Annotated in this window: 18 protein-coding genes; 6 read left to right on the top strand and 12 right to left on the bottom strand. The window is 67.1% G+C overall.

Annotation, left to right across the window (positions count from 1 at the left end; genetic code table 11):
• Window positions 1–236: 236 nt before the first annotated feature.
• From AB4Y44_RS36980 to AB4Y44_RS36950, 7 genes are all read right to left on the bottom strand, one after another.
• Entirely contained in the window at window positions 237–737 is a 501-nt protein-coding gene (locus tag AB4Y44_RS36980; protein WP_368702260.1) for a CinA family protein, read from the bottom strand.
• A gap of 116 nt (window positions 738–853) precedes the next feature.
• Window positions 854–1,621, bottom strand: a complete 768-nt coding sequence (locus AB4Y44_RS36975; protein ID WP_368702259.1) for an NAD-dependent deacetylase — start codon at window positions 1,619–1,621, stop codon at window positions 854–856.
• A 286-nt stretch (window positions 1,622–1,907) separates the two neighbouring features.
• The gene (glmS, locus tag AB4Y44_RS36970) at window positions 1,908–3,734 is read right to left on the bottom strand and encodes a glutamine--fructose-6-phosphate transaminase (isomerizing) (RefSeq protein ID WP_342920406.1); all 1,827 of its coding nucleotides are present in this window, start codon (window positions 3,732–3,734) and stop codon (window positions 1,908–1,910) included.
• Between the two features lie 77 nt (window positions 3,735–3,811).
• The gene (gene glmU / locus AB4Y44_RS36965; RefSeq protein ID WP_368702258.1) at window positions 3,812–5,173 is read right to left on the bottom strand and encodes a bifunctional UDP-N-acetylglucosamine diphosphorylase/glucosamine-1-phosphate N-acetyltransferase GlmU; all 1,362 of its coding nucleotides are present in this window, start codon (window positions 5,171–5,173) and stop codon (window positions 3,812–3,814) included.
• Between the two features lie 201 nt (window positions 5,174–5,374).
• Window positions 5,375–6,346, bottom strand: a complete 972-nt coding sequence (gene ttcA, locus AB4Y44_RS36960) for a tRNA 2-thiocytidine(32) synthetase TtcA (RefSeq protein ID WP_158758826.1) — start codon at window positions 6,344–6,346, stop codon at window positions 5,375–5,377.
• Window positions 6,347–6,349: 3 nt separating this feature from the next.
• Window positions 6,350–6,745 carry a dihydroneopterin aldolase gene (locus AB4Y44_RS36955; RefSeq protein WP_028203420.1) on the bottom strand — a complete coding sequence of 132 codons (396 nt, stop codon included), beginning with the start codon at window positions 6,743–6,745 and terminating at the stop codon, window positions 6,350–6,352.
• Between the two features lie 203 nt (window positions 6,746–6,948).
• Entirely contained in the window at window positions 6,949–7,767 is an 819-nt protein-coding gene (locus AB4Y44_RS36950; protein ID WP_342920445.1) for an SDR family oxidoreductase, read from the bottom strand.
• A 52-nt stretch (window positions 7,768–7,819) separates the two neighbouring features.
• Between AB4Y44_RS36950 and AB4Y44_RS36945 the strand changes: the two genes are divergently transcribed.
• Together AB4Y44_RS36945 and AB4Y44_RS36940 are read left to right on the top strand one after the other, a co-directional pair.
• Entirely contained in the window at window positions 7,820–9,022 is a 1,203-nt protein-coding gene (locus AB4Y44_RS36945) for a class I SAM-dependent methyltransferase (protein WP_368702257.1), read from the top strand.
• Window positions 9,023–9,040: 18 nt separating this feature from the next.
• Window positions 9,041–9,235 carry a DUF2905 domain-containing protein gene (locus AB4Y44_RS36940; RefSeq protein WP_321915292.1) on the top strand — a complete coding sequence of 65 codons (195 nt, stop codon included), beginning with the start codon at window positions 9,041–9,043 and terminating at the stop codon, window positions 9,233–9,235.
• Between the two features lie 18 nt (window positions 9,236–9,253).
• Here AB4Y44_RS36940 and AB4Y44_RS36935 read toward each other — a convergent pair whose 3' ends face one another.
• The 4 genes from AB4Y44_RS36935 to AB4Y44_RS36920 all read right to left on the bottom strand — a co-directional run bounded on the left by AB4Y44_RS36935 (window position 9,254) and on the right by AB4Y44_RS36920 (window position 14,275).
• On the bottom strand, window positions 9,254–10,495 hold the full coding sequence (locus AB4Y44_RS36935) for a multifunctional CCA addition/repair protein (RefSeq protein ID WP_368702256.1): 1,242 nt from the start codon (window positions 10,493–10,495) through the stop codon (window positions 9,254–9,256).
• On the bottom strand, window positions 10,492–11,142 hold the full coding sequence (locus AB4Y44_RS36930; RefSeq protein WP_368702255.1) for a glutathione S-transferase family protein: 651 nt from the start codon (window positions 11,140–11,142) through the stop codon (window positions 10,492–10,494). Before AB4Y44_RS36930 ends, AB4Y44_RS36935 begins: the two co-directional genes overlap by 4 nt.
• Window positions 11,143–11,196: 54 nt before the next feature.
• Window positions 11,197–12,153: a complex I NDUFA9 subunit family protein gene (locus tag AB4Y44_RS36925; protein WP_368702254.1), complete on the bottom strand. Its 957-nt coding sequence runs from the start codon at window positions 12,151–12,153 to the stop codon at window positions 11,197–11,199.
• Between the two features lie 148 nt (window positions 12,154–12,301).
• Window positions 12,302–14,275, bottom strand: coding sequence for a transglycosylase SLT domain-containing protein (locus tag AB4Y44_RS36920; RefSeq protein ID WP_342920399.1), 1,974 nt, complete (start codon window positions 14,273–14,275; stop codon window positions 12,302–12,304).
• Window positions 14,276–14,283: 8 nt separating this feature from the next.
• Here AB4Y44_RS36920 and AB4Y44_RS36915 point away from each other — a divergent pair, with 8 nt between their 5' ends.
• Window positions 14,284–14,910 carry a 5-formyltetrahydrofolate cyclo-ligase gene (locus AB4Y44_RS36915; protein WP_368702262.1) on the top strand — a complete coding sequence of 209 codons (627 nt, stop codon included), beginning with the start codon at window positions 14,284–14,286 and terminating at the stop codon, window positions 14,908–14,910.
• Between the two features lie 15 nt (window positions 14,911–14,925).
• On the opposite strand, the gene AB4Y44_RS36910 is transcribed toward AB4Y44_RS36915, so the two are convergent.
• Window positions 14,926–15,438: a winged helix DNA-binding protein gene (locus AB4Y44_RS36910; RefSeq protein ID WP_342920398.1), complete on the bottom strand. Its 513-nt coding sequence runs from the start codon at window positions 15,436–15,438 to the stop codon at window positions 14,926–14,928.
• Between the two features lie 214 nt (window positions 15,439–15,652).
• Between AB4Y44_RS36910 and pxpB the strand changes: the two genes are divergently transcribed.
• The 3 genes from pxpB to pxpA are packed head-to-tail and all read left to right on the top strand — an operon-like array spanning window position 15,653 to window position 18,176.
• On the top strand, window positions 15,653–16,312 hold the full coding sequence (pxpB, locus tag AB4Y44_RS36905; RefSeq protein WP_368702253.1) for a 5-oxoprolinase subunit PxpB: 660 nt from the start codon (window positions 15,653–15,655) through the stop codon (window positions 16,310–16,312).
• Window positions 16,309–17,376, top strand: a complete 1,068-nt coding sequence (locus AB4Y44_RS36900) for a biotin-dependent carboxyltransferase family protein (protein ID WP_368702252.1) — start codon at window positions 16,309–16,311, stop codon at window positions 17,374–17,376. Before pxpB ends, AB4Y44_RS36900 begins: the two co-directional genes overlap by 4 nt.
• A 44-nt stretch (window positions 17,377–17,420) precedes the next feature.
• Window positions 17,421–18,176, top strand: a complete 756-nt coding sequence (pxpA, locus tag AB4Y44_RS36895) for a 5-oxoprolinase subunit PxpA (protein WP_368695091.1) — start codon at window positions 17,421–17,423, stop codon at window positions 18,174–18,176.
• Window positions 18,177–18,325: the final 149 nt, after the last annotated feature.

The raw sequence follows: 18,325 nt of genomic DNA, 5'->3' as shown, positions 1-18,325 counted from the left end.
CTTGCGCGTGCGTTTCGTTGAAAGATCCAGGCCAAGACCGAGCTGTGTCATCGAGGAACTCCTTTAATTCGCGTTCTTCCAGGATAGGACAACGTGACTTCAACGCCAGGACTTTTGCAGACCTTCCTTAACTGTTACTACTTATAAATATAAATACTGAAAAGACTATGGGGAAAATCGCGACGCTCGCTGCGCTCGCGTGCTGCGCATTCGCGCAAAGTCATTCCACACTGGTTTTAATCGCGCGTAAGAACACCGTCGACGAATCGCGGCAAGCCGAGCAACGCGCGTCGCTCGATCGATCTGCGGATCTCGCTTCTCCTGCCGGAGAAGCACACCGTCTCGCCTGCGCTATGCACGCGGCCGCGTTCGATGCACGCCCATGCGAGGCAATGCGTCACGATTGCACCGGGCTCCTCGTCTTCGCTGGCGAACCAGCCGATGCTCGCCAGCGCCACGCTCGCGCGTCCTGCGCTGCGCGCAAGCGCGCCTTCGGCGGTTTCACGCGCCAGGGCTTCGCTAACGAGCCCGTTGTGCTCGCTCGTGCCCGCATCCACGCCGTGCAGCGCCGCAAGCGCCGCCTGCGAATGCGCCACGCAACCGGGATCGAGACAGCCTGACGCTCCGCGCTGGTCGGCCAGCATCGCGCCGATCGCACCCGCCGTGCCGGTCTCGACGCTCACGAGCACGAGCGAGCGCGACTTCAGGTAACCAACGATCTGCTTCGCAATGTTCATGGCGGCAACGAATGAATCAGGAAAAGCCAGTGTCGCACGCAGGCGCAATGAAAAAGGGCGTGCCCCCGAGGAGGTACGCCCTTTTTCATTGCATCGCGTGAAGATCAGCGTGGGGGCTAGTCGCCCGCCATCATCCGCTCGATCGTCGGCTCGAGATCGAGCAAACCGATGGTCGCGGGCTTGGCCTCGACGACGCCGAAGCATTCCCTGCGCCGTGGCGCCGGATCGACGAGGAAATTGCGCGCGTAGTGCCCGCAACGCGCAGGCGGCAGAAACCGCTCGGGCGGGATCACCTCGAACGCGGTGCCCACGGCGATGAAGAGATCGTCCGGCGTCATGTCGCCCTGAATGCGCCAGAGCGTCTCGTACTCGGGCGCAGCCTCGTTGAAGAACACCACGCCGGGCTTCACGCCCTCCACCTGCCCGCACGACGGACAGGCCGCCTGCGGATCGAGCGCGCGGCCGGACACGGGAAAGCGATAGTCGCAGTCGGTGCACAGCAGCGAAATCATGTCGCCGTGCAGATGCGTCACCTGGCGCGCGCCGGCCTGCTCGAGCATGTCGTCGATGTTCTGCGTGACGAGATGCACGCGCTCCGTGCCCCAGGCGTCCTGCCATTTCGCGAGCCGTTCGTGGGCGGCGTTCGGGCGCGCGTCGCCGCATTCGGCGATGCGCTGGTTGTAGAATCGGAACACCGCGGGCCGGTTGCGGCGCCACGTGAGGTAATTGCAGACCTCGTCGACGCTCGCATGGGACCAGATGCCATCGCCGGTGCGGAACGTCGAAATGCCGCTTTCCGCAGACAGCCCCGCACCGGAAAACACGAACAGGCGGGGGAGTCTGCCGGACTGCCCCGGTTGCCGGGATTGCGCCACGTTTGCCACTGTCGTCTCCTTGATCGAACGGCGACATTATGACCGTCCAGCGGCGTTTCGGCAGAGGTTCGCCATGGCGGACAGGCGCATGGTCCAGACGAGCGTTACGCGCCCTCAGAGGCGCCGCAGCGCGTCTGATCGGCCCCGTCCATGCACTGAACCGCGGCAGCCGCCTGAGCGGCCTCTGAGCGTCTCCTGCTGCGATCGACCCAATAGATTGGTCCAATAAAAAAGGGATGCCGCAATGGCATCCCCTTTTTCAACCGGCGGCGGCGCGATCAGCGCGCGAACACCCTCACTCCACTGTGACCGACTTCGCCAGGTTACGCGGCTTGTCCACATCGGTGCCGCGCACGCACGCCGTGTGATACGCGAGCAGTTGCAGCGGCACGACGTGCAGGATCGGCGAGAGCAGCCCGTAGTGTTCCGGCATGCGGATCACGTGGATGCCGTCTTCGCTCGTGATGTGCGTATCGGCATCGGCGAACACGTACAGCTGGCCGCCGCGCGCGCGCACTTCCTGCATGTTCGACTTGAGCTTCTCGAGCAGCGCGTCGTTGGGCGCCACCGTCACCACGGGCATCGCCTCGGTCACGAGCGCGAGCGGCCCGTGCTTGAGCTCGCCGGCCGGATACGCTTCGGCGTGGATGTACGAGATTTCCTTGAGCTTGAGCGCGCCTTCGAGCGCGATCGGGTAATGCAGCCCGCGCCCGAGGAACAACGCGTTTTCCTTGCGCGCGAACTCTTCGGACCACGCGATGATCTGCGGCTCCAGCGCGAGCACGCCGTTGAGCGCGGCCGGCAGGTGGCGCAGCAGTTTCAGGTACGCGGTTTCCTGTTCGGCGTTCACATGGCCGCGCAGCTTGCCGAGCGTGACGGCGAGAATGAAGAGGCCGACGAGCTGCGTCGTGAACGCCTTCGTCGACGCCACGCCGATCTCGCGCCCTGCGTGCGTGAGGAACTTGAGCGCGGTGAGCCGCACCATCGCGCTCGTCGCCACGTTGCACACCGCGAGTGTGTGCGCCATGCCGAGCGACTGCGCGTGCTTGAGCGCGGCGAGCGTGTCGGCGGTTTCGCCCGACTGCGAGATCGTCACGACGAGTGCGCGCGGATTCGGCACCGACTCGCGATAGCGGTATTCGCTCGCGATCTCGACATCGGTGCGGATCTTCGCGACCGACTCGAGCCAGTACTTCGCCGTGAGGCCCGCGTAATAGCTCGTGCCGCACGCGAGAATCAGGATGCTGTCGATGCCCTTGAACACCTCGCCCGCGTTCTCGCCGAAGAGCTCGGGCGTGAAGGCGTCGGTGGCGGGAATCGTGTCGGAGATCGCACGCGGCTGCTCGAAGATCTCCTTCTGCATGTAGTGGCGATACGGGCCGAGATCGACCGCGCCGCCGTAGGCGCCATAGGCCTGCACGTCGCGCACTTCGCGCGTCACGATATTGCCGGCGCGATCGGCGATGCGCACGCCTTCCAGCGTGATCTCGCACACATCGCCCTCTTCCAGATAGCTGATGTGCTCGGCGCTGCCCGCGATGGCAAGCCCGTCCGACGCGATGAAATTCTCACCCTTGCCATGGCCCACCACGAGCGGCGAACCGGCGCGCGCGCCGACCACCGTATGCGGCTGGCTCTTGTGCACCACGCCGATCGCATACGCGCCCGCGAGCTGCTGCACGGCCGCTCGCACGGCGGCGAACAGGTCGCCCTGATACAGGCTGTGGATCAGATGCGCGATGACTTCGGTGTCGGTCTGCGAAACGAATTCGTAGCCCTTCGCGCGCAGCATTTCACGCAGCGACTCGTAGTTCTCGATGATGCCGTTGTGCACGATCGCGAGCGTGTCGCGCGAGAAGATCGGGTGCGCGTTGTTCACCGTGGGCGCGCCGTGCGTGGCCCAGCGCGTATGCGCGATACCGGTCACGCCTTCGAAGTGCGCCTCGCGCACCTGCTCGTCGAGCTCGGCCACGCGCGCCACGCTGCGCACGCGCTGCGGGCCGTCGGCCGTCACGACGGCCACGCCGCACGAGTCGTAGCCGCGATATTCGAGCCGCCGCAGTCCTTCGATCAGGACGGGAACGATGTTACGTTGCGCAACCGCGCCGACGATGCCGCACATGGATTCGATCCTTTGCAATGAGAGGCGTGGGCGCCGCACGCTTGTCGCGCGACAGGCGGCACCCGCAATTCAACCGTTCAGTTCTTTTTCTTCACCGGCCGAACGTAGCCGGTTTTCGCGATCTGCGTTTTTTCGTTGAGCGCGAGCGTGGCTTCCGGCACGTCCTTCCACACCGTCGTGCCCGCCGCGATCGTTACGCCGCGGCCCACGCGCACGGGCGCGACGAGCTGCGTGTCCGAGCCCACGAACACGTTGTCCTCGATGATCGTGCGGTGCTTGTTCGCGCCGTCGTAATTGCAGGTGATGGTGCCCGCGCCGATGTTCACGCCCGCGCCGACATCGGCATCGCCCACGTAGCTCAGGTGATTCGCCTTCGAGCCCACGCCGATGATCGCGTTCTTCACCTCGACGAAGTTGCCCACGTGAACTTCATCGGCGAGCTTCGCGCCGGGACGCAGACGCGCGTAAGGCCCGAGCACCGCGTTCGCGCCGACCGCCGCGTTTTCGATATGCGTGTAGGCGTCCACGCGCGTGCCCGCGCCGATCGACGCGCTGCGAATCACGCAGTTCGGGCCCACGCTCACGTTGTCAGCCAGCGTCACCTCGCCCTCGAATACGCAGTTCACGTCGATGAACACGTCGCGCCCGCAGTGAAGCGAGCCGCGCACGTCGATGCGCGCCGGGTCCGCGAGCGTCACGCCCGCCACGAGCAGCGCTTCGGCCACCGTGCGCTGATGCACGCGCTCGAGTTCGGCGAGCTGCTGCTTGCTGTTCACGCCGAGCGTTTCCCATTCGTCGTCGGGCTGCGCGGTCACGGCCGGATGACCGGCGGCGATCGCGGCTTCCACCACGTCGGTGAGGTAGTACTCGCCCTGCGCGTTGTCGTTCTTCAGCGCGGCGAGCCAGACCGCGAGCGGCGCGGTCGGCGTCACGACGATGCCCGTGTTGATCTCGGCGATCCTGCGCTGCGCTTCGTTCGCGTCCTTCTGCTCGACGATGCGCTCGACCTTGCCTGCCGCGTCGCGCACGATGCGACCGTAACCGGTCGGATCGGCGAGCGTGACGGTGAGGATGCCGTAGCCGTTCTCGCCAGCGGTCTCGACGAGACGCTTGAGCGTCGACGCGCGCGTGAGCGGCACGTCGCCATAGAGCACGAGCGTGGGCACGTTCGCGTCGAGCAGCGGCAGCGCCTGCGCGAGCGCGTGGCCCGTGCCGAGCTGCTGCGCCTGCAGCGCGAACTGGACGTCGGGCGCGCCGACGGCTTCGCGCACGGCTTCGCCGCCATGGCCGACCACGACGACGAGGCGGGTGGGCGACAGCGTGCGGGCAGTATCGATGACGTGCGAGAGGAGCGGCTTGCCGGCGAGCGGATGGAGCACTTTCGGCAGCGCGGAGTGCATGCGTTTGCCCATGCCTGCCGCGAGGATCACGATGTTCATTGCATCAGTGACTGGATGAGGAATGAAGCGGCTGATTTTAGCATGCGGGATATCCCCGACACGCCGGCCGGCCGGGCTCTCGTGCCCCGAAAAACATTGTTTTACAACTGCTTTTCTTCGGATCGGCGGCCAGATGTGAAAAACGCTCCGATGCGGGGTCGGAGCGTTTGAGTCGAACCGCGGGGACGACTCAAAGGCGGCTCAAAGATCGTCGAACGGCGTGAACTTGATGGCCGTGCCTTCCGCAGGCGCGGGGTCGGTCGAGCACGGCTCTTCGTCGAACGCGATGTCGCCGGCCGGATCGGCCACGCCCGTCGCGCGCAGGTCCGCAAAGTTGAACAGGTTTGCGTCCATGAGATGCGACGGCACGACGTTGCCGAGCGCGTTGAACATGTTCTCCACGCGGCCCGGGAAGCGCTTGTCCCACTCGCGGATCAGCGCCTTCATCTCTGCGCGCTTCAGGTTCGGCTGGCTGCCGCACAGGTTGCACGGAATGATCGGGAATTCGCGCAGCACCGCGTACTTCTCGAGATCGGTTTCCTTCACATAGGCGAGCGGCCGGATCACGACGTTCTTGCCGTCGTCGGACTGCAGCTTGGGCGGCATGCCCTTGAGCTTGCCGCCGTAGAACAGGTTCAGCAGCAGCGTCTGGAGAATGTCGTCGCGATGATGGCCGAGCGCGATCTTGGTCGCGCCCAGTTCGCCCGCCACGCGGTACAGAATGCCGCGACGCAGGCGCGAGCACAGCGAGCACGTGGTCTTGCCCTCGGGCACGAGGCGCTTGACGATGCTGTACGTGTCCTGATTCTCGATGTGGTACGGCACGCCGACCTTGTCGAGATATTCGGGCAGCACATGCTCCGGAAAGCCCGGCTGCTTCTGGTCGAGGTTCACGGCCACGATGTCGAAGTCGATCGGCGCGCGCTCGCGCAGGCGCAGCAGCACGTCGAGCATCGCGTAGCTGTCCTTGCCGCCCGACAGGCAGACCATGACCTTGTCGCCGTTCTCGATCATGTTGTAGTCGCCGATCGCCTGGCCGACCTGACGCACGATGCGCTTGAACAGCTTGTTGTTCTCGTAGGCTTCCTTCTGCTCGCGGCGCGTGAGCGCCTGGCGGCCCGTTTCTTCGGTCGCGGCGTCCTCGCCAACGGGTAGCGTTTCGGGGGCGTTCATGAATCAGTCCTCTTTGATGCGAAAGACTTCGACGCCCACCGCGTCGCAGTCCGGATAAACGTCGGGCTTCTCGGTCGAGACGCGCACTGCGCGCACGAGTTCGTGCGAAAGCAGCGCCGCGGCGAGATCGTCGCAGAGCGTCTCCTGCAGATGGATATGCCCCTTGCCCACGCGTTCGGCAACGGTCGAGCGCATGAAGTCGTAGTCCACGACTTCACGCAGCTTGTCCTCTTGCGGCGTGGTCGAAGCGAGCGGCACGAACAGATCGACATTGATGACGACGCGCTGCTCGCCGCGCTTCTCGAAGTCGTGCACGCCGATGTTGATGTGCACTTCGTAGTCGCGCAGGAAAAGCCGGCGGCAGTCGGCGAGCCGGGGGTGAAGCAATACGGTGGACATACGGGTTCCAGTCGATAAAAGCGTGCGTTCTCTCGCACGTATGCCGGCGCGGCGCGCCCGGCGGGTCGTTCAGCCGGTCTGCAAAACCGCTCGTGCGCGGCGGCTTGCGTTCCTTTGTCTTCGTCGGCACCGCTTGCTCGCAGTTCTGCGCGCAACGGGCTATGCATTTAGTTGCAAATTTAGATGCAACCCACGTTCGGGCGTCAGCCGCCCGTCAAAAACATCACGTCGCGCGGCAGCGGGACGAGGTGCTGGCCGCCGTCCACGACGAGCGTCGTGCCGGTCACGCCGGTTGCCCGCGCCAGATACAGCGCGGCTTCCACGAGATCGGCGGGCCGCGACGCGCGCTTGAGCGGCGTGACCTGGTGCGCGGCGGCGAAGCTCGCCGGCGTCTGGTCGCCCGACTGCAGCGTGAGGCCGGGCGCGAGCCCCACCACGCGCACCTTCGGCGCGAGCGCCTGGGCGAGCGCGACGGTGGCGTTCTGCAGCGCGGCCTTCGTCAGCGTGTACGACAGATAGTCGGGATTCATGTTGTACAGCTTCTGGTCGAGCACGTTGATCACGCACGTGCGCAGCGTCTCGTCGTCCGCCGCCGCCTCGGGCGTTGCCTCGTACAGCATGCGCGCGAGCACGAGCGGCGCGCCCACGTTGATCGCCATGAGCTGCAGCAGCTTCGTGTAGCCCACATCCTGCGCCGTGTCTTCGTCGAAGCGCGAAGCATTGTTGAGCACGCACGCGGGACGGCCGAGCGCCGCTGTGCAGTCCGGCACGAGCCGCGCCACCTGGGCTTCGTCGCCGAGGTCGGCGTGCAGCGCCACGGCCCGGCGGCCCAGCGCCGCGATCTGCGCGACGACTTCGTCGGCGGCTTCGCGCGACTCGCCGTAATGGACCGCGACGTCCCAGCCGCGCGCCGCAAAGCCGAGCGAGAACTCGCGGCCAATGCGGCGTGCTCCGCCCGTCACCAGTACGACGGGCGCCACTACGTCAGAATCGGGGCGCGATCCTTCGCCGGATGCGCTCATGTCGGCGTCAGCCGGGCGGATGCCGGGAGTTGCGCTCATTTACAATGCCGGGATGAATCCGAAAGCTCACGAACCCGATAGTTTACCTGTTCCCGAGCCGATCGCGCTCGCGCAGTCCGAGGCGCTCGCGGCCACGTTGCGCGCCGAAATCGCCGCAGCGGGCGGGTGGCTGCCGTTCGACCGCTACATGGAACGCGCACTCTACGCGCCGGGACTCGGCTATTACGGCGGCGGCGCACGCAAGTTCGGCCTGTTCGCCGATGACGGCAGCGACTTCGTCACCGCGCCCGAGCTTTCGCCGCTGTTTGCCGCGACGCTCGCGCGCGCTGTCGGCGAAGCGCTCGCCGCCAGCGGCACGCGCCGCCTGATGGAATTCGGCGCGGGCACGGGCCGCCTCGCGGCGGGCGTGATGGTCGCACTCGACGCCGCCGGCGTGGCGTTCGACTCCTACGCCATCGTCGATCTATCGGGCGAGCTGCGCGAGCGCCAGCGCAAAACCATCGCGCAACTCGCGCCGGCGTTGCTCAATCGCGTGACGTGGCTCGATGCGCTGCCCGCGCAGTTCGAAGGCGTCGTGACCGGCAACGAGGTGCTCGACGCCATGCCGGTGCGCCTGTTCTCGCGCAAGGACGCCGTCTGGCACGAGCGCGGCGTGAGCGCAAACGCAGAAGGCGCCTTCGTCTTTTCCGACCAGCCGGCGAACTCCGGGCGCGACGCGAACTGGCCGGAGAGCGCGCTCGCGGGCGTGGAAGGCAGCGAAGACTACGTGACCGAAACGCACGAAGCCGCACTCGCCTTCACGCGCACGGTTTGCGCGATGCTCCAGCGCGGCGCGGCGTTCTTCATCGACTATGGATTTCCGCGCCACGAGTACTACCACGCGCAGCGCGCGCAAGGCACGCTGATGTGCCACTACCGGCACCGCGCGCATGGCGACCCGTTCCTCTACCCCGGGTTGCAGGACATCACCGCGCACGTGGAATTCACGGGCATTGCCGAAGCGGGCGTCGAAGCGGGCGCGGACCTGCTCGGCTACACCACGCAGGCGCGCTTTCTGATGAACGCGGGCATCACCGAGGTGCTGGGCGAGATCGATCCGCGCGACGCGCAGCGCTTCCTGCCCGCCGCGAACGCGGTGCAGAAACTCGTTTCGGAAAGCGAGATGGGCGAGCTATTCAAGGTGATCGCGTTTTCGCGCGGCATCGGCGAGACCATCGCGGCGTTCGCGCGCGGCGACCGCAGCCACACACTCTGACGCTCACGCCACGCGACCATGATCCGCTGGTTTCTCACCACCTTCATCGCCGTGGCGATTCTCTCGAGCGCCCAGCCGTGGCTCAAAAAGCTCGGCATCGGGCGGCTGCCCGGCGACATCACGCTGCGCATTTTCGGCCGCGAGTATCCGCTGCCGTTCATGTCGACGCTTGTGCTTTCGATGGCGCTTTCGTTTCTCGTGCGCGTGCTCTGAACGCGCGCACTGAACGGCTCAAGCCGTCGCGAGCGCGGCTTCCACGGCCGCCACGCGCGCCTCGTGCACCGCTTCCTTGATCTTCTCGGCGCCGCCGCGTTCGATCGAGCGCGCAATCGCCCCCGCATCCACGCCGCGCGCGGCCACGAGCGCCACACGCAGGCGCTCCGCCTGCGGATACGGCGCGTTCTCCCAGTTCAGCCGCCCGCGCAAATCGGCCTCGCAGGCCTGCAGCGCCTCGGCGAAACGCGCGGGTTTGCGCAGCGCGTCGCACCGTTCGAGCATGCGCACGAGCGCCGCCGCGCCCATCTCCACCACGCGATGCACGTTGCCATGCTCGCGTGCGACCAGCACCGCCAGCTCGCGGCAGTCGTTGGGCACGCGCAGACGGTCGCACAGCGGCTTGAGCAGATCGACGCTGCGCCCTTCGTGGCCGATGTGACGCGGCAGCACGTCCTCGGGCGTCGTGCCCTTGCCGAGATCGTGCGTGAGCGCCGCGAAGCGTACCGGCAGCGTGTAGCCCTGAGCGGCCGCATGGTCGATCACCATCATCACGTGCACGCCCGTGTCGATTTCCGGGTGATAGTCGGCGCGCTGCGGTACGCCCCACAGCGCATCGACTTCGGGCAGCACGCGCGCGAGCGCGCCGCAATCGCGCAACACCTCGAACATGCGCGACGGCTTCGCTTCCATGAGACCGCGGGCGATTTCCTGCCACACACGCTCGGGCACGAGCGAATCGACTTCGCCCGAAGCGACCATCTCGCGCATGAGTTCGAGCGTTTCGGGCGCGACGGTGAAATCGGCGAATCGCGCGGCAAAGCGCGCGATACGAAGAATGCGCACGGGGTCTTCGAGAAACGCGTCGCTCACGTGGCGGAACACGCGCGCTTCGAGATCGCGCGCGCCGCCGAACGGATCGACGACTTCCCCCGTGAGCACGCCGCCCGGCTGCATCTCCTGCGCCATTGCGTTGATGGTGAGATCGCGCCGCGCGAGGTCCTCCTCGAGCGTCACGTCAGGCGCGTAGAAAAACTGGAAGCCGTGATAGCCCGCCGCCGTCTTGCGCTCGGTGCGCGCGAGCGCGTACTCCGCATGCGTTTCGGGATGCAGAAAGACGGGAAAGTCCTTGCCCACCGGACGATAGCCCTGCGCGGCCATCTGCTCGGGCGTCGCGCCCACCACGACATAGTCGCGGTCGCGCACGGGCAGCCCGAGCATCTCGTCGCGGATCGCGCCGCCTACGACATAGATCTTCATTCGTCGTCGCGTTCGTCGTCCTGGACGATGTGCGTTTCGCGGCGCGCCGCCTCGACCCACTCGGCCACCGCGGGCAGGGCGCTCACGCGCTGCGCGTACGCCGCCGCTTCTGGCGAGAGCTTCGGCTGGTAGCTGTTGAAGCGCATGACGACCGGCGCGTACATCGCGTCGGCAATGCTGAACTCGCCGAACAGGAACGGCCCGCCGCTCGCGGCGAGACACTCGCGCCAGAGCGCGTCGATGCGCGCGACGTCGGCGAGCGCACCCGGCGTCGCGCCGGCGCCCGGCTTCACCTTGCGGATGTTCATCGGCATGTGGTTGCGCACTTCGCCGAAGCCCGCATGCATCTCCGCGCTCACGCTGCGCGCGCGGGCGCGCGCGTTCGCGTCGCGCGGCCACAGCGCGTGCTGCGGGAAGCGCTCGGCGAGCGTCTCGGCAATCGCGAGCGAATCCCATACGGCAAAGCCGTCGTCGCCAACGAGGCACGGCACCTTGCCCGAGGCCGAGAACGCCAGGATCGACGACTTGGTGCCCGGCTCGTCGAGTTCGATCAACACCTCCTCGAACGCCATGCCGAAGTGCTTGAGCAGCACCCACGGACGCATCGACCACGACGAATAGTTCTTGTCTCCGATTACGAGCTTCATTGTTCCAATGACCGTTGTGAGTTGAAAGAGCGCCGGCTGATCGTCCGCTGTGGACTATCGGCCGGCACTGGCGCGAAAGATGTTCAGCCGCGAACGCAGCGAGGCGTCGGCGAGATAGAGCGGCGCGATCGTCTCGATGCTCGCGGGCTCGATATCGAGCTCGGGTGCGAGCGGCCCGGTCAGCACGCTGTCCACCTTCATCGAATCGAGATTATCGCGCGTGAGCACCGGCACGCCCGGCGCCATCTCGAACGAGAGCGCCTGCAGGCGCCCGAACGCGTCGGGCAGCCGCACGATGCGCGCGTGCCGGCCCACGACTTCGCCGCAATACTGCAGCAGCTGTTCGAGCGTGTAGACCGTCGGGCCGCCGAGTTCGTAAGTGTGCCCGCTCGCGGCGTCGAGATCGAGCACGTTGACGATCGCCTTCGACACGTCGCCCACGAACACCGGCTGGAACTTCGCGTCGGGCATGGCGAGCGGAATCATCGGGAAGAGCCGCTGCAGGAGCGCGAAGCGGTTGAGGAAAGTGTCCTCGGGACCGAATACGACGGAAGGCCGGAAGATGGTCGTGGCGAGCGCCGTGGCCGCGTGCACGGCTTTCTCGCCGTCGCCCTTCGAGCGCAGGTACATGCTCGGCCCGCGCGGGTCGGCGCCGAGGGCGCTGATGTGGATCAGGCGGTGCACGCCCTTGCCCTCGCAGGCGGCGACGATCTTCGTGGGCAAGTCGACGTGCAGCTTCGCGAAGCCCGGTCCGTAGGGATCGCCGCGCCCGCCGTTGAGCGCGCCGACGAGATTGATGACCGCGTCCGCATTTTCGACGAACGCCGCGAGCGCGACCGGATCGGACACATCGGCCTCGACCACGTCGACGGGCAGCAGGGTGAGATGGCGGGCGTTGTAGCGGCGGCGGGTGGCGACGCGCACGTCCTTGCCCGCCTCGACGAGCGCGTTGACGAGATGGCTGCCGATGAATCCCGAACCGCCGATGACCGCAATGGCTTGATGTCGCATCTTCGACCTCCTCGGGCAGACGGCGCCGCCGCGTACGAGGTCCGGTTCGTCCCGCAGCGCGCCAATCGGAAGACGGAGCACGCAGCGTGCCGTCATGCCGCGCGCGTTTCCGTATGAAGGGAAGCGCCGCGGCCTGCCGGCCCGGCGCTTACGGCGAGATATAGCCGAGACGCGCCTTCAGCGATTGCGGACGGCCCTCGAACAGCGCCGCATAGTAGACCGTGTTCGACAACACGTTTTTCACGTAATCGCGGGTTTCCTGGAACGGAATGGTTTCCGCGAAGATGGCGCCCTCGACGCCGCCCTGCAAAGTCTGGCGCCATGCGCGCGGGCGGCCCGGCCCGGCGTTGTAGCCCGCGGTGGCGAGCACGGCGGAGCCGTCGAACTGATTGTAGATCATCGACAAATAATTCGTTCCGAGCAGGATGTTGGTGTCGAGATCGTTGAGCTGGTCGCGCGACAGGGGCCCGAGGCCGATCTTCTTCGCCACCATCTGCGCCGTGGCCGGCATGATCTGCATGAGGCCGCTCGCGCCCACGCCCGACCTGGCATTGAGAATGAAACGCGATTCCTGGCGAATCAGGCCGTAGGCCCATTCGACGTCGAGGCCGCTGGTTTGCGCGTCGCGCTCCACGACGTCGCGGAACGGCGCGAGATAGCGCAGCGAGAAGTCGTGCTCTGTTTGCGTGCGGTCGGCCGTGTTGACGGTGCGGTCGAGCAGCTGGATGCGCTTCGCGTATTCGGCGACGGCGAGCAGCTGCCGGTCGCTCATGCCACGCAGCGGCCAGTTCCATTCGCGATTGCCTTCGAGCCGCAGATTCAGCGCATAGAAGCGCTGCGCGAGCGCGAAGCCCGGCGTTTGCGCAACCTGGGCGATGTCGGCGTCGCTCACCGTGGTCTTCGGCGGGATGGTGATCTTCTGGCCGAGTTCTTCGGTGGCGAGTTGTCCGTAGAAGTTATAGCCCTGCGAAATCGACGCGAATTCCTGGTTCGCTGCGCCCGTTTCGCCGGCCTGCTTGAGCGCGCGTGCGTGCCAGTACACCCACGACGGCTGCGCGCGCAGCGCGGCCGGCATCTGTTCGATCGACCAGCGCACCATGGTCCAGTCGCCGCCCAGCAGCGCGGCGCGCGTACGCCATTCGTAAGCCGGGTTCGAGAGAGGCGCATTGGCCGAGAGGCGGTACCAGCCGAGCGAAGCGGGCAGGCGCTTCAACGCCCCTTGATAGCCGATCGTGCCCCAGCCTATCGCGCGCTCCGGCGAACTGAGCTGCGGTGCGACGGTGGCGAAGGTGGCTGCTGCCATGGCCGGATCGTTGGCCGCCATCACGGTGGTGGCGAGCAGCGCGAGCTGGTGCGATTGCGGGTCGGCGGTGACGCCTTGCGCGAGCGTGAGCGGAGGCGTGCTTACGGCCTGGCTGAACGCGGTCGGGTCGGGGCGCTGCGAAAGGCCGTCGAGCAGCTTCGCGCCGGTCGAGGTCTGGTTTTGCTCGTAGGCGAGGCGGATCTGCTGCCACACGTCGTCGCTCGAGAACTGGCCTTTGATGGCAAGCGCGGTGATGAGATCGACGCAGCCGTCGCCGTAATAGCGCGGCTCGGTGAGCAGCGCACGCGCGTCGTTCGCGACGTTCTCGCCGCGCGCCGCGCGCGACTCCAGCGCGTAGCACTTCACCTGCGTGTCGTCGTTGAGCACGAAGCGCGAATATTGCTGGTCGAAGTTCGCCCAGTCGTGGCGCGCGCCGAGCACGGTCAGATAGTCGTTGCGCATGCGGTCGGCGATCGCCTGGCCGTCGTAGCGCTGCAGGAACGACAGCACCGGCGCATCGGGCGCGTCGATGCGCGCGTGGCCTTGCGAATCGAACAGCTGCGGCTTGAGCTGGAAGTATTCGAGGTACGACGGCGCCGGGTAATCGGGAATCATCGCAGCGAGTTGCGCGGCGCGCGCCGGATCGTTGTTGCGCGCGGCTTCGCGAAGCTGGATGAAAGTCTGATCGTCGTTCGTAAGGACTGCGCCTGGGGGCAGTGCGACGGGGCGCACGGCGTCCGCCGTGCTGCATGCTACGAGTGCCGCGGCAGTCAGTGCGAGACCGACCACGCGATATACTCGGACAAGGCGTTTGGACATCGTTATTTCTGGAGCGCGAGGTGAACCCAAGCATAGCACGCAACCCTCACACGGAATCCAAAAAGGACTGGCGTGCAAGGCTGCTTCCTCGGCGAATTGAGGCGGCTTCCGACGTGGCAATCGGTGCGGCGCTCGCGGCCCGTCTCGATGCGCTCGTCGCGCAATTTTCGCCGCGTTCGATCGGGTTCTACTGGCCCTTGCGCGGCGAGTTCGATGCGCGCGCCTGGATCACCGCCTGGCTCGCCGCCGATGCGTCACGCTGCGCCGCCCTGCCCGCCATTCCCGAGCGCCACACGCCGCTCGTCTTTCACGCCTGGGCGCCCGACGCACCGATGCGCGAGGGCCATCACGGGATCCTCGAGCCGCAGTCACAGGAAGTGATCGTGCCCGATCTTCTCCTCGTACCTTGCGTGGGTTTCGATCGCGACGGCTATCGCCTCGGCTACGGCGGCGGCTACTACGACCGCACGCTGGCCGCCTGGCCCGGCGTTGCGTTGCCCGTCACGGTGGGCATTGCGTATGAAGCCTGCCGCATCGACGACGGCGTGCTCGCGCGCGAGGCGCACGACCTGCCGCTCGACGCCGTGGTGACCGAGGCCGCCACGCATCTTTGCCAACGTTCACGTGAGCGCTGAACGCGTCTTGATCGCTCAGAGCGAGGCCGCCGCGCGCGCGGCCGTATCATAGAGCCCCGACGCATTGCGCATGAGTTGCGCGGCGTCGCCGATCTGCTGGTTCGTGAGGCCGCTCTCCTTGAGCGTCGCGATGAGGCAACTCTCGCGCACGTCCCGATAGCGCAGGCACAACGCCTGGCCTTCCGGCGTGACCGAAAAGAAGACTTCCTTGCCGGTCTTTTCGCTTTTTACATACCCTCTGGAGACAAGCTTCTTCAGCGCATACGTGGCCACGTGCGTGTCCTCGATGTTGAGCACGAAGCAGATATCCGCGAGCTTCTTGCGCCGCTCGCGATGGCCGACGTGATGGAGCAGCGACACCTCGATCGGCGTCATGTCCTTCACGCCCGCCGCCGACATGCAGCGCACCATCCAGCGGTTGAACGCGTTGCTCGCCATGATGAGCGCGTACTCGAACTCGGAAAGCTCGGCGCTCGTCTCGGAGACGAGATGTTCGGACGAAACGATCTTGGTCGGCTGGCGCGACATGGCAGATAACCCGGTAGTCGGTGTTCGAAAAGGCAAAGCGGCGTGGCGTGAGTGTAATTGCAGCGCGTTTGCCGCGCGCCTGGCGAAAACGCTTATTGATAATTTGTAGATAATTTATCGACAATGTACGCTAGGAAGGAACGGCACCGGCCCCGCCTGTGCATCCCCGTGCGCTAATTTTCGACCGGTCGAACCGTCCCCTGATCGATCCAACATGCCGAATTCTGACCCTCGCATTTTTCCTCTCGGTGACGAAGCGCTCGTCTGCGAAGCGCCGCCGCCCGCCACGCTCGAGGTCCAGCGCCGCGTCTGGGCCGTCGCCGCGCTCGCGCGCGGGTGGGCGCCGGTGCGCGAAGTGGTGCCCGGCATGAACAACCTGACGATCACCTTCGATCCGCTCTCGGCCGACGCCGCGGCGCTCGCGCTCGCGCTGCGCGACGCATGGCGCGAGGCCGAAGACGCGAGCGCGGCAGGCCGCGAAGTCGAAATACCCGTGGTCTACGGCGGCGAACACGGCCCCGATCTCGAAGCGGTCGCGCAGCACTGCGCGCTCGCGGCCGCCGACGTCGCCGCGCGCCATGCCGCGGGCATCTACACGGTGTTCTTCCTCGGCTTTCAGCCCGGCTTCGCCTATCTCGGCGGTCTCGAACCCGCGCTGCACACGCCGCGCCGCCGCGAGCCGCGCCTGGCCGTCCCGGCCGGGTCGGTGGGCATCGGCGGGGAGCAGACGGGCATCTATCCGGCCGCTTCGCCAGGCGGCTGGCAACTGATCGGCCGCACCGCCGTGAAGCTGTTCGACCCTTCGCGCAATCCGCCTTCGCTGCTCATGCCGGGCGACCGCGTGCGTTTCACCATCGCGGAGCTCCACGCATGATCGAAGTATTACGCGCGGGCCTGCTCACCACGGTCCAGGATCTCGGCCGCCCCGGCTACCGGCATCTGGGCGTCGCCACCGGCGGCGCGCTCGATACGCTCGCGCTCGAAGTGGGCAACCGCCTCGTCGGCAACCGGCCCGACGCCGCCGGCGTGGAAATCACCTTCGGCCCCGTCGCGCTGCGCTTCGCGCGCGCCACGCGCGTCGCCATTACCGGCACCGACTTCGGCGCGACGCTCGGCGGCCGCCCGGTCTGGTCGTGGTGGAGCCTGCCCGTGGCCGCCGGCGAGGAACTCGTGCTGAACGGCGCGAAGCGCGGCATGCGCGCCTATGTGTGCGTGGCCGGCGGCGTCGACGTGCTGCCCATGCTCGGCTCGCGCAGCACCGACCTCGCGGCGGGCTTCGGCGGCCTCGCGGGCCGCGCGCTCAAGGACGGCGACCGGCTCGCCACAGGCGCCTCGTTCGCGCCGGGCCGCGAGCGCGCCGCGCTCGACCCGGGCGCGCCGGCCTTCGGCGTGAAGGCGCCCGTGTGGTGCAACTTCGCGCTCGCGGACGAGCCGCATCACCGCCGCGGACGCCATCCGGACGGCATGGCCTGGGCCGTGCCCGTGCGCGTGCTGCGCGGCCCCGAGTACGACAGCTTCACAGCCGAGGCGCAGCGGGCGCTCTGGTCCGATGAATGGCAGCTCACGCCCAACAGCAACCGCATGGGCTTTCGGCTCACGGGCACGCCGCTCGCGCGCGCGAGCGGCGCGGACCTGCTCTCGCACGCCGTGCTGCCCGGCACGATCCAGGTGCCGCCAAGCGGCCAGCCCATCGTGCTGATGGCCGACGCGCAGACCACGGGCGGCTACCCGAAGATCGGCTCCGTGATTCGCGCCGACTGGTGGAAGCTCGCCCAGGTGCGGCTCACCGGGGGCGTGCGTTTCGTGGAAGCGACGCCGGCCGCCGCGCGCGCGGCGCTGGAAGAGGAACGGGCGTATTTGCGGCAGATCGACACCGCGATCGCCATGCACGACGAACGCCTTGCGACCCGCCGCGCGAACGCGGCCGCGAGCGCGTGATTTTCAGGCACCACAGGCAAGACGAGCAGCAAGAGGAACACATCATGACCACCATCGATCTGAACGCCGATCTCGGCGAAGGCTGCGGCTCCGACGAGGCGCTGCTCGACCTCGTGAGCTCCGCCAACATCGCATGCGGCTGGCACGCCGGCGGCGCCAACGCCATGCGCGAATGCGTGCGCTGGGCAGTGGAGAAAGGCGTGTCGATCGGCGCGCATCCGAGCTTCAACGACCCTGAGAACTTCGGCCGCAAGGAGATGAACCTGCCGCCCGAGGAAATCTACGCGGGCGTGCTGTATCAGCTCGGCGCGCTCTCCGCGATCGCCCAGGCCGAAGGCGGACGCATCGCCCACGTGAAGCCGCACGGCGCGCTCTACAACCAGGCCGCGCGTGACCCGCAGATCGCCGAGGCCATCGTCTCCGCGGTGCACGACTTCGATCCTTCCGTGACGGTGTTCGCGCTCGCGGGCAGCGGCCTCGTGACGGCGGCGCGCGAGGCGGGGCTCGTCGCGATCGAGGAAGTGTTCGCCGACCGCGGCTATCGCGCGGACGGCTCGCTCGTGCCGCGCAGCGAGCCGGGCGCGTTGCTCGACGACGAAGACACCGTGCTCGCGCGCACGCTCGCGATGATCCGCGAGCAGCGCGTGCAGGCCGTGAACGGCGCCTGGGTGGCGCTCAACGCGCAGACCATTTGCCTGCATGGCGACGGCCCGCACGCACTCGCGTTCGCGCGGCGCATCCGTACGGCGCTCGACGACGCCGGCATCGGCGTGCGCGCGGCGGGGGCCGGCGAAGCCTGACGCACGCGAGTTTGAATGCAGCAAGGCGCGCGGCATGCGCCGCGCGCCGCTCGAGCCGTATCACCGAAGGTTTTCACCAGGCAATCCCTCGGCAGCGCAAGCTTGCCAGGCGTAGTTGTACCCAGCAGGTCCGTAGTCGTATCCAGCAG

Origin of the sequence: Paraburkholderia sp. BR10937 (assembly GCF_040965695.1) — a bacterium.
Lineage (GTDB): Bacteria > Pseudomonadota > Gammaproteobacteria > Burkholderiales > Burkholderiaceae > Paraburkholderia.
The sequence above is the reverse complement of the archived record's forward strand: the minus strand, read 5'-3'. Positions and strand labels throughout refer to the sequence as shown.

Bases quoted from the DNA above. Each gene is read 5' to 3' on its own strand.
- AB4Y44_RS36980 (WP_368702260.1), bottom strand. From the start codon at position 737: ATGAACATTGCGAAGCAGATCGTTGGTTACCTGAAGTCGCGCTCGCTC.
- glmS (WP_342920406.1), bottom strand. From the start codon at position 3,734: ATGTGCGGCATCGTCGGCGCGGTTGCGCAACGTAACATCGTTCCCGTC.
- glmU (WP_368702258.1), bottom strand. From the start codon at position 5,173: ATGAACATCGTGATCCTCGCGGCAGGCATGGGCAAACGCATGCACTCC.
- ttcA (WP_158758826.1), bottom strand. From the start codon at position 6,346: ATGAACGCCCCCGAAACGCTACCCGTTGGCGAGGACGCCGCGACCGAA.
- AB4Y44_RS36955 (WP_028203420.1), bottom strand. From the start codon at position 6,745: ATGTCCACCGTATTGCTTCACCCCCGGCTCGCCGACTGCCGCCGGCTT.
- AB4Y44_RS36950 (WP_342920445.1), bottom strand. From the start codon at position 7,767: ATGAGCGCATCCGGCGAAGGATCGCGCCCCGATTCTGACGTAGTGGCG.
- AB4Y44_RS36945 (WP_368702257.1), top strand. From the start codon at position 7,820: ATGAATCCGAAAGCTCACGAACCCGATAGTTTACCTGTTCCCGAGCCG.
- AB4Y44_RS36940 (WP_321915292.1), top strand. From the start codon at position 9,041: ATGATCCGCTGGTTTCTCACCACCTTCATCGCCGTGGCGATTCTCTCG.
- AB4Y44_RS36935 (WP_368702256.1), bottom strand. From the start codon at position 10,495: ATGAAGATCTATGTCGTAGGCGGCGCGATCCGCGACGAGATGCTCGGG.
- AB4Y44_RS36930 (WP_368702255.1), bottom strand. From the start codon at position 11,142: ATGAAGCTCGTAATCGGAGACAAGAACTATTCGTCGTGGTCGATGCGT.
- AB4Y44_RS36925 (WP_368702254.1), bottom strand. From the start codon at position 12,153: ATGCGACATCAAGCCATTGCGGTCATCGGCGGTTCGGGATTCATCGGC.
- AB4Y44_RS36920 (WP_342920399.1), bottom strand. From the start codon at position 14,275: ATGTCCAAACGCCTTGTCCGAGTATATCGCGTGGTCGGTCTCGCACTG.
- AB4Y44_RS36910 (WP_342920398.1), bottom strand. From the start codon at position 15,438: ATGTCGCGCCAGCCGACCAAGATCGTTTCGTCCGAACATCTCGTCTCC.
- pxpB (WP_368702253.1), top strand. From the start codon at position 15,653: ATGCCGAATTCTGACCCTCGCATTTTTCCTCTCGGTGACGAAGCGCTC.
- AB4Y44_RS36900 (WP_368702252.1), top strand. From the start codon at position 16,309: ATGATCGAAGTATTACGCGCGGGCCTGCTCACCACGGTCCAGGATCTC.
- pxpA (WP_368695091.1), top strand. From the start codon at position 17,421: ATGACCACCATCGATCTGAACGCCGATCTCGGCGAAGGCTGCGGCTCC.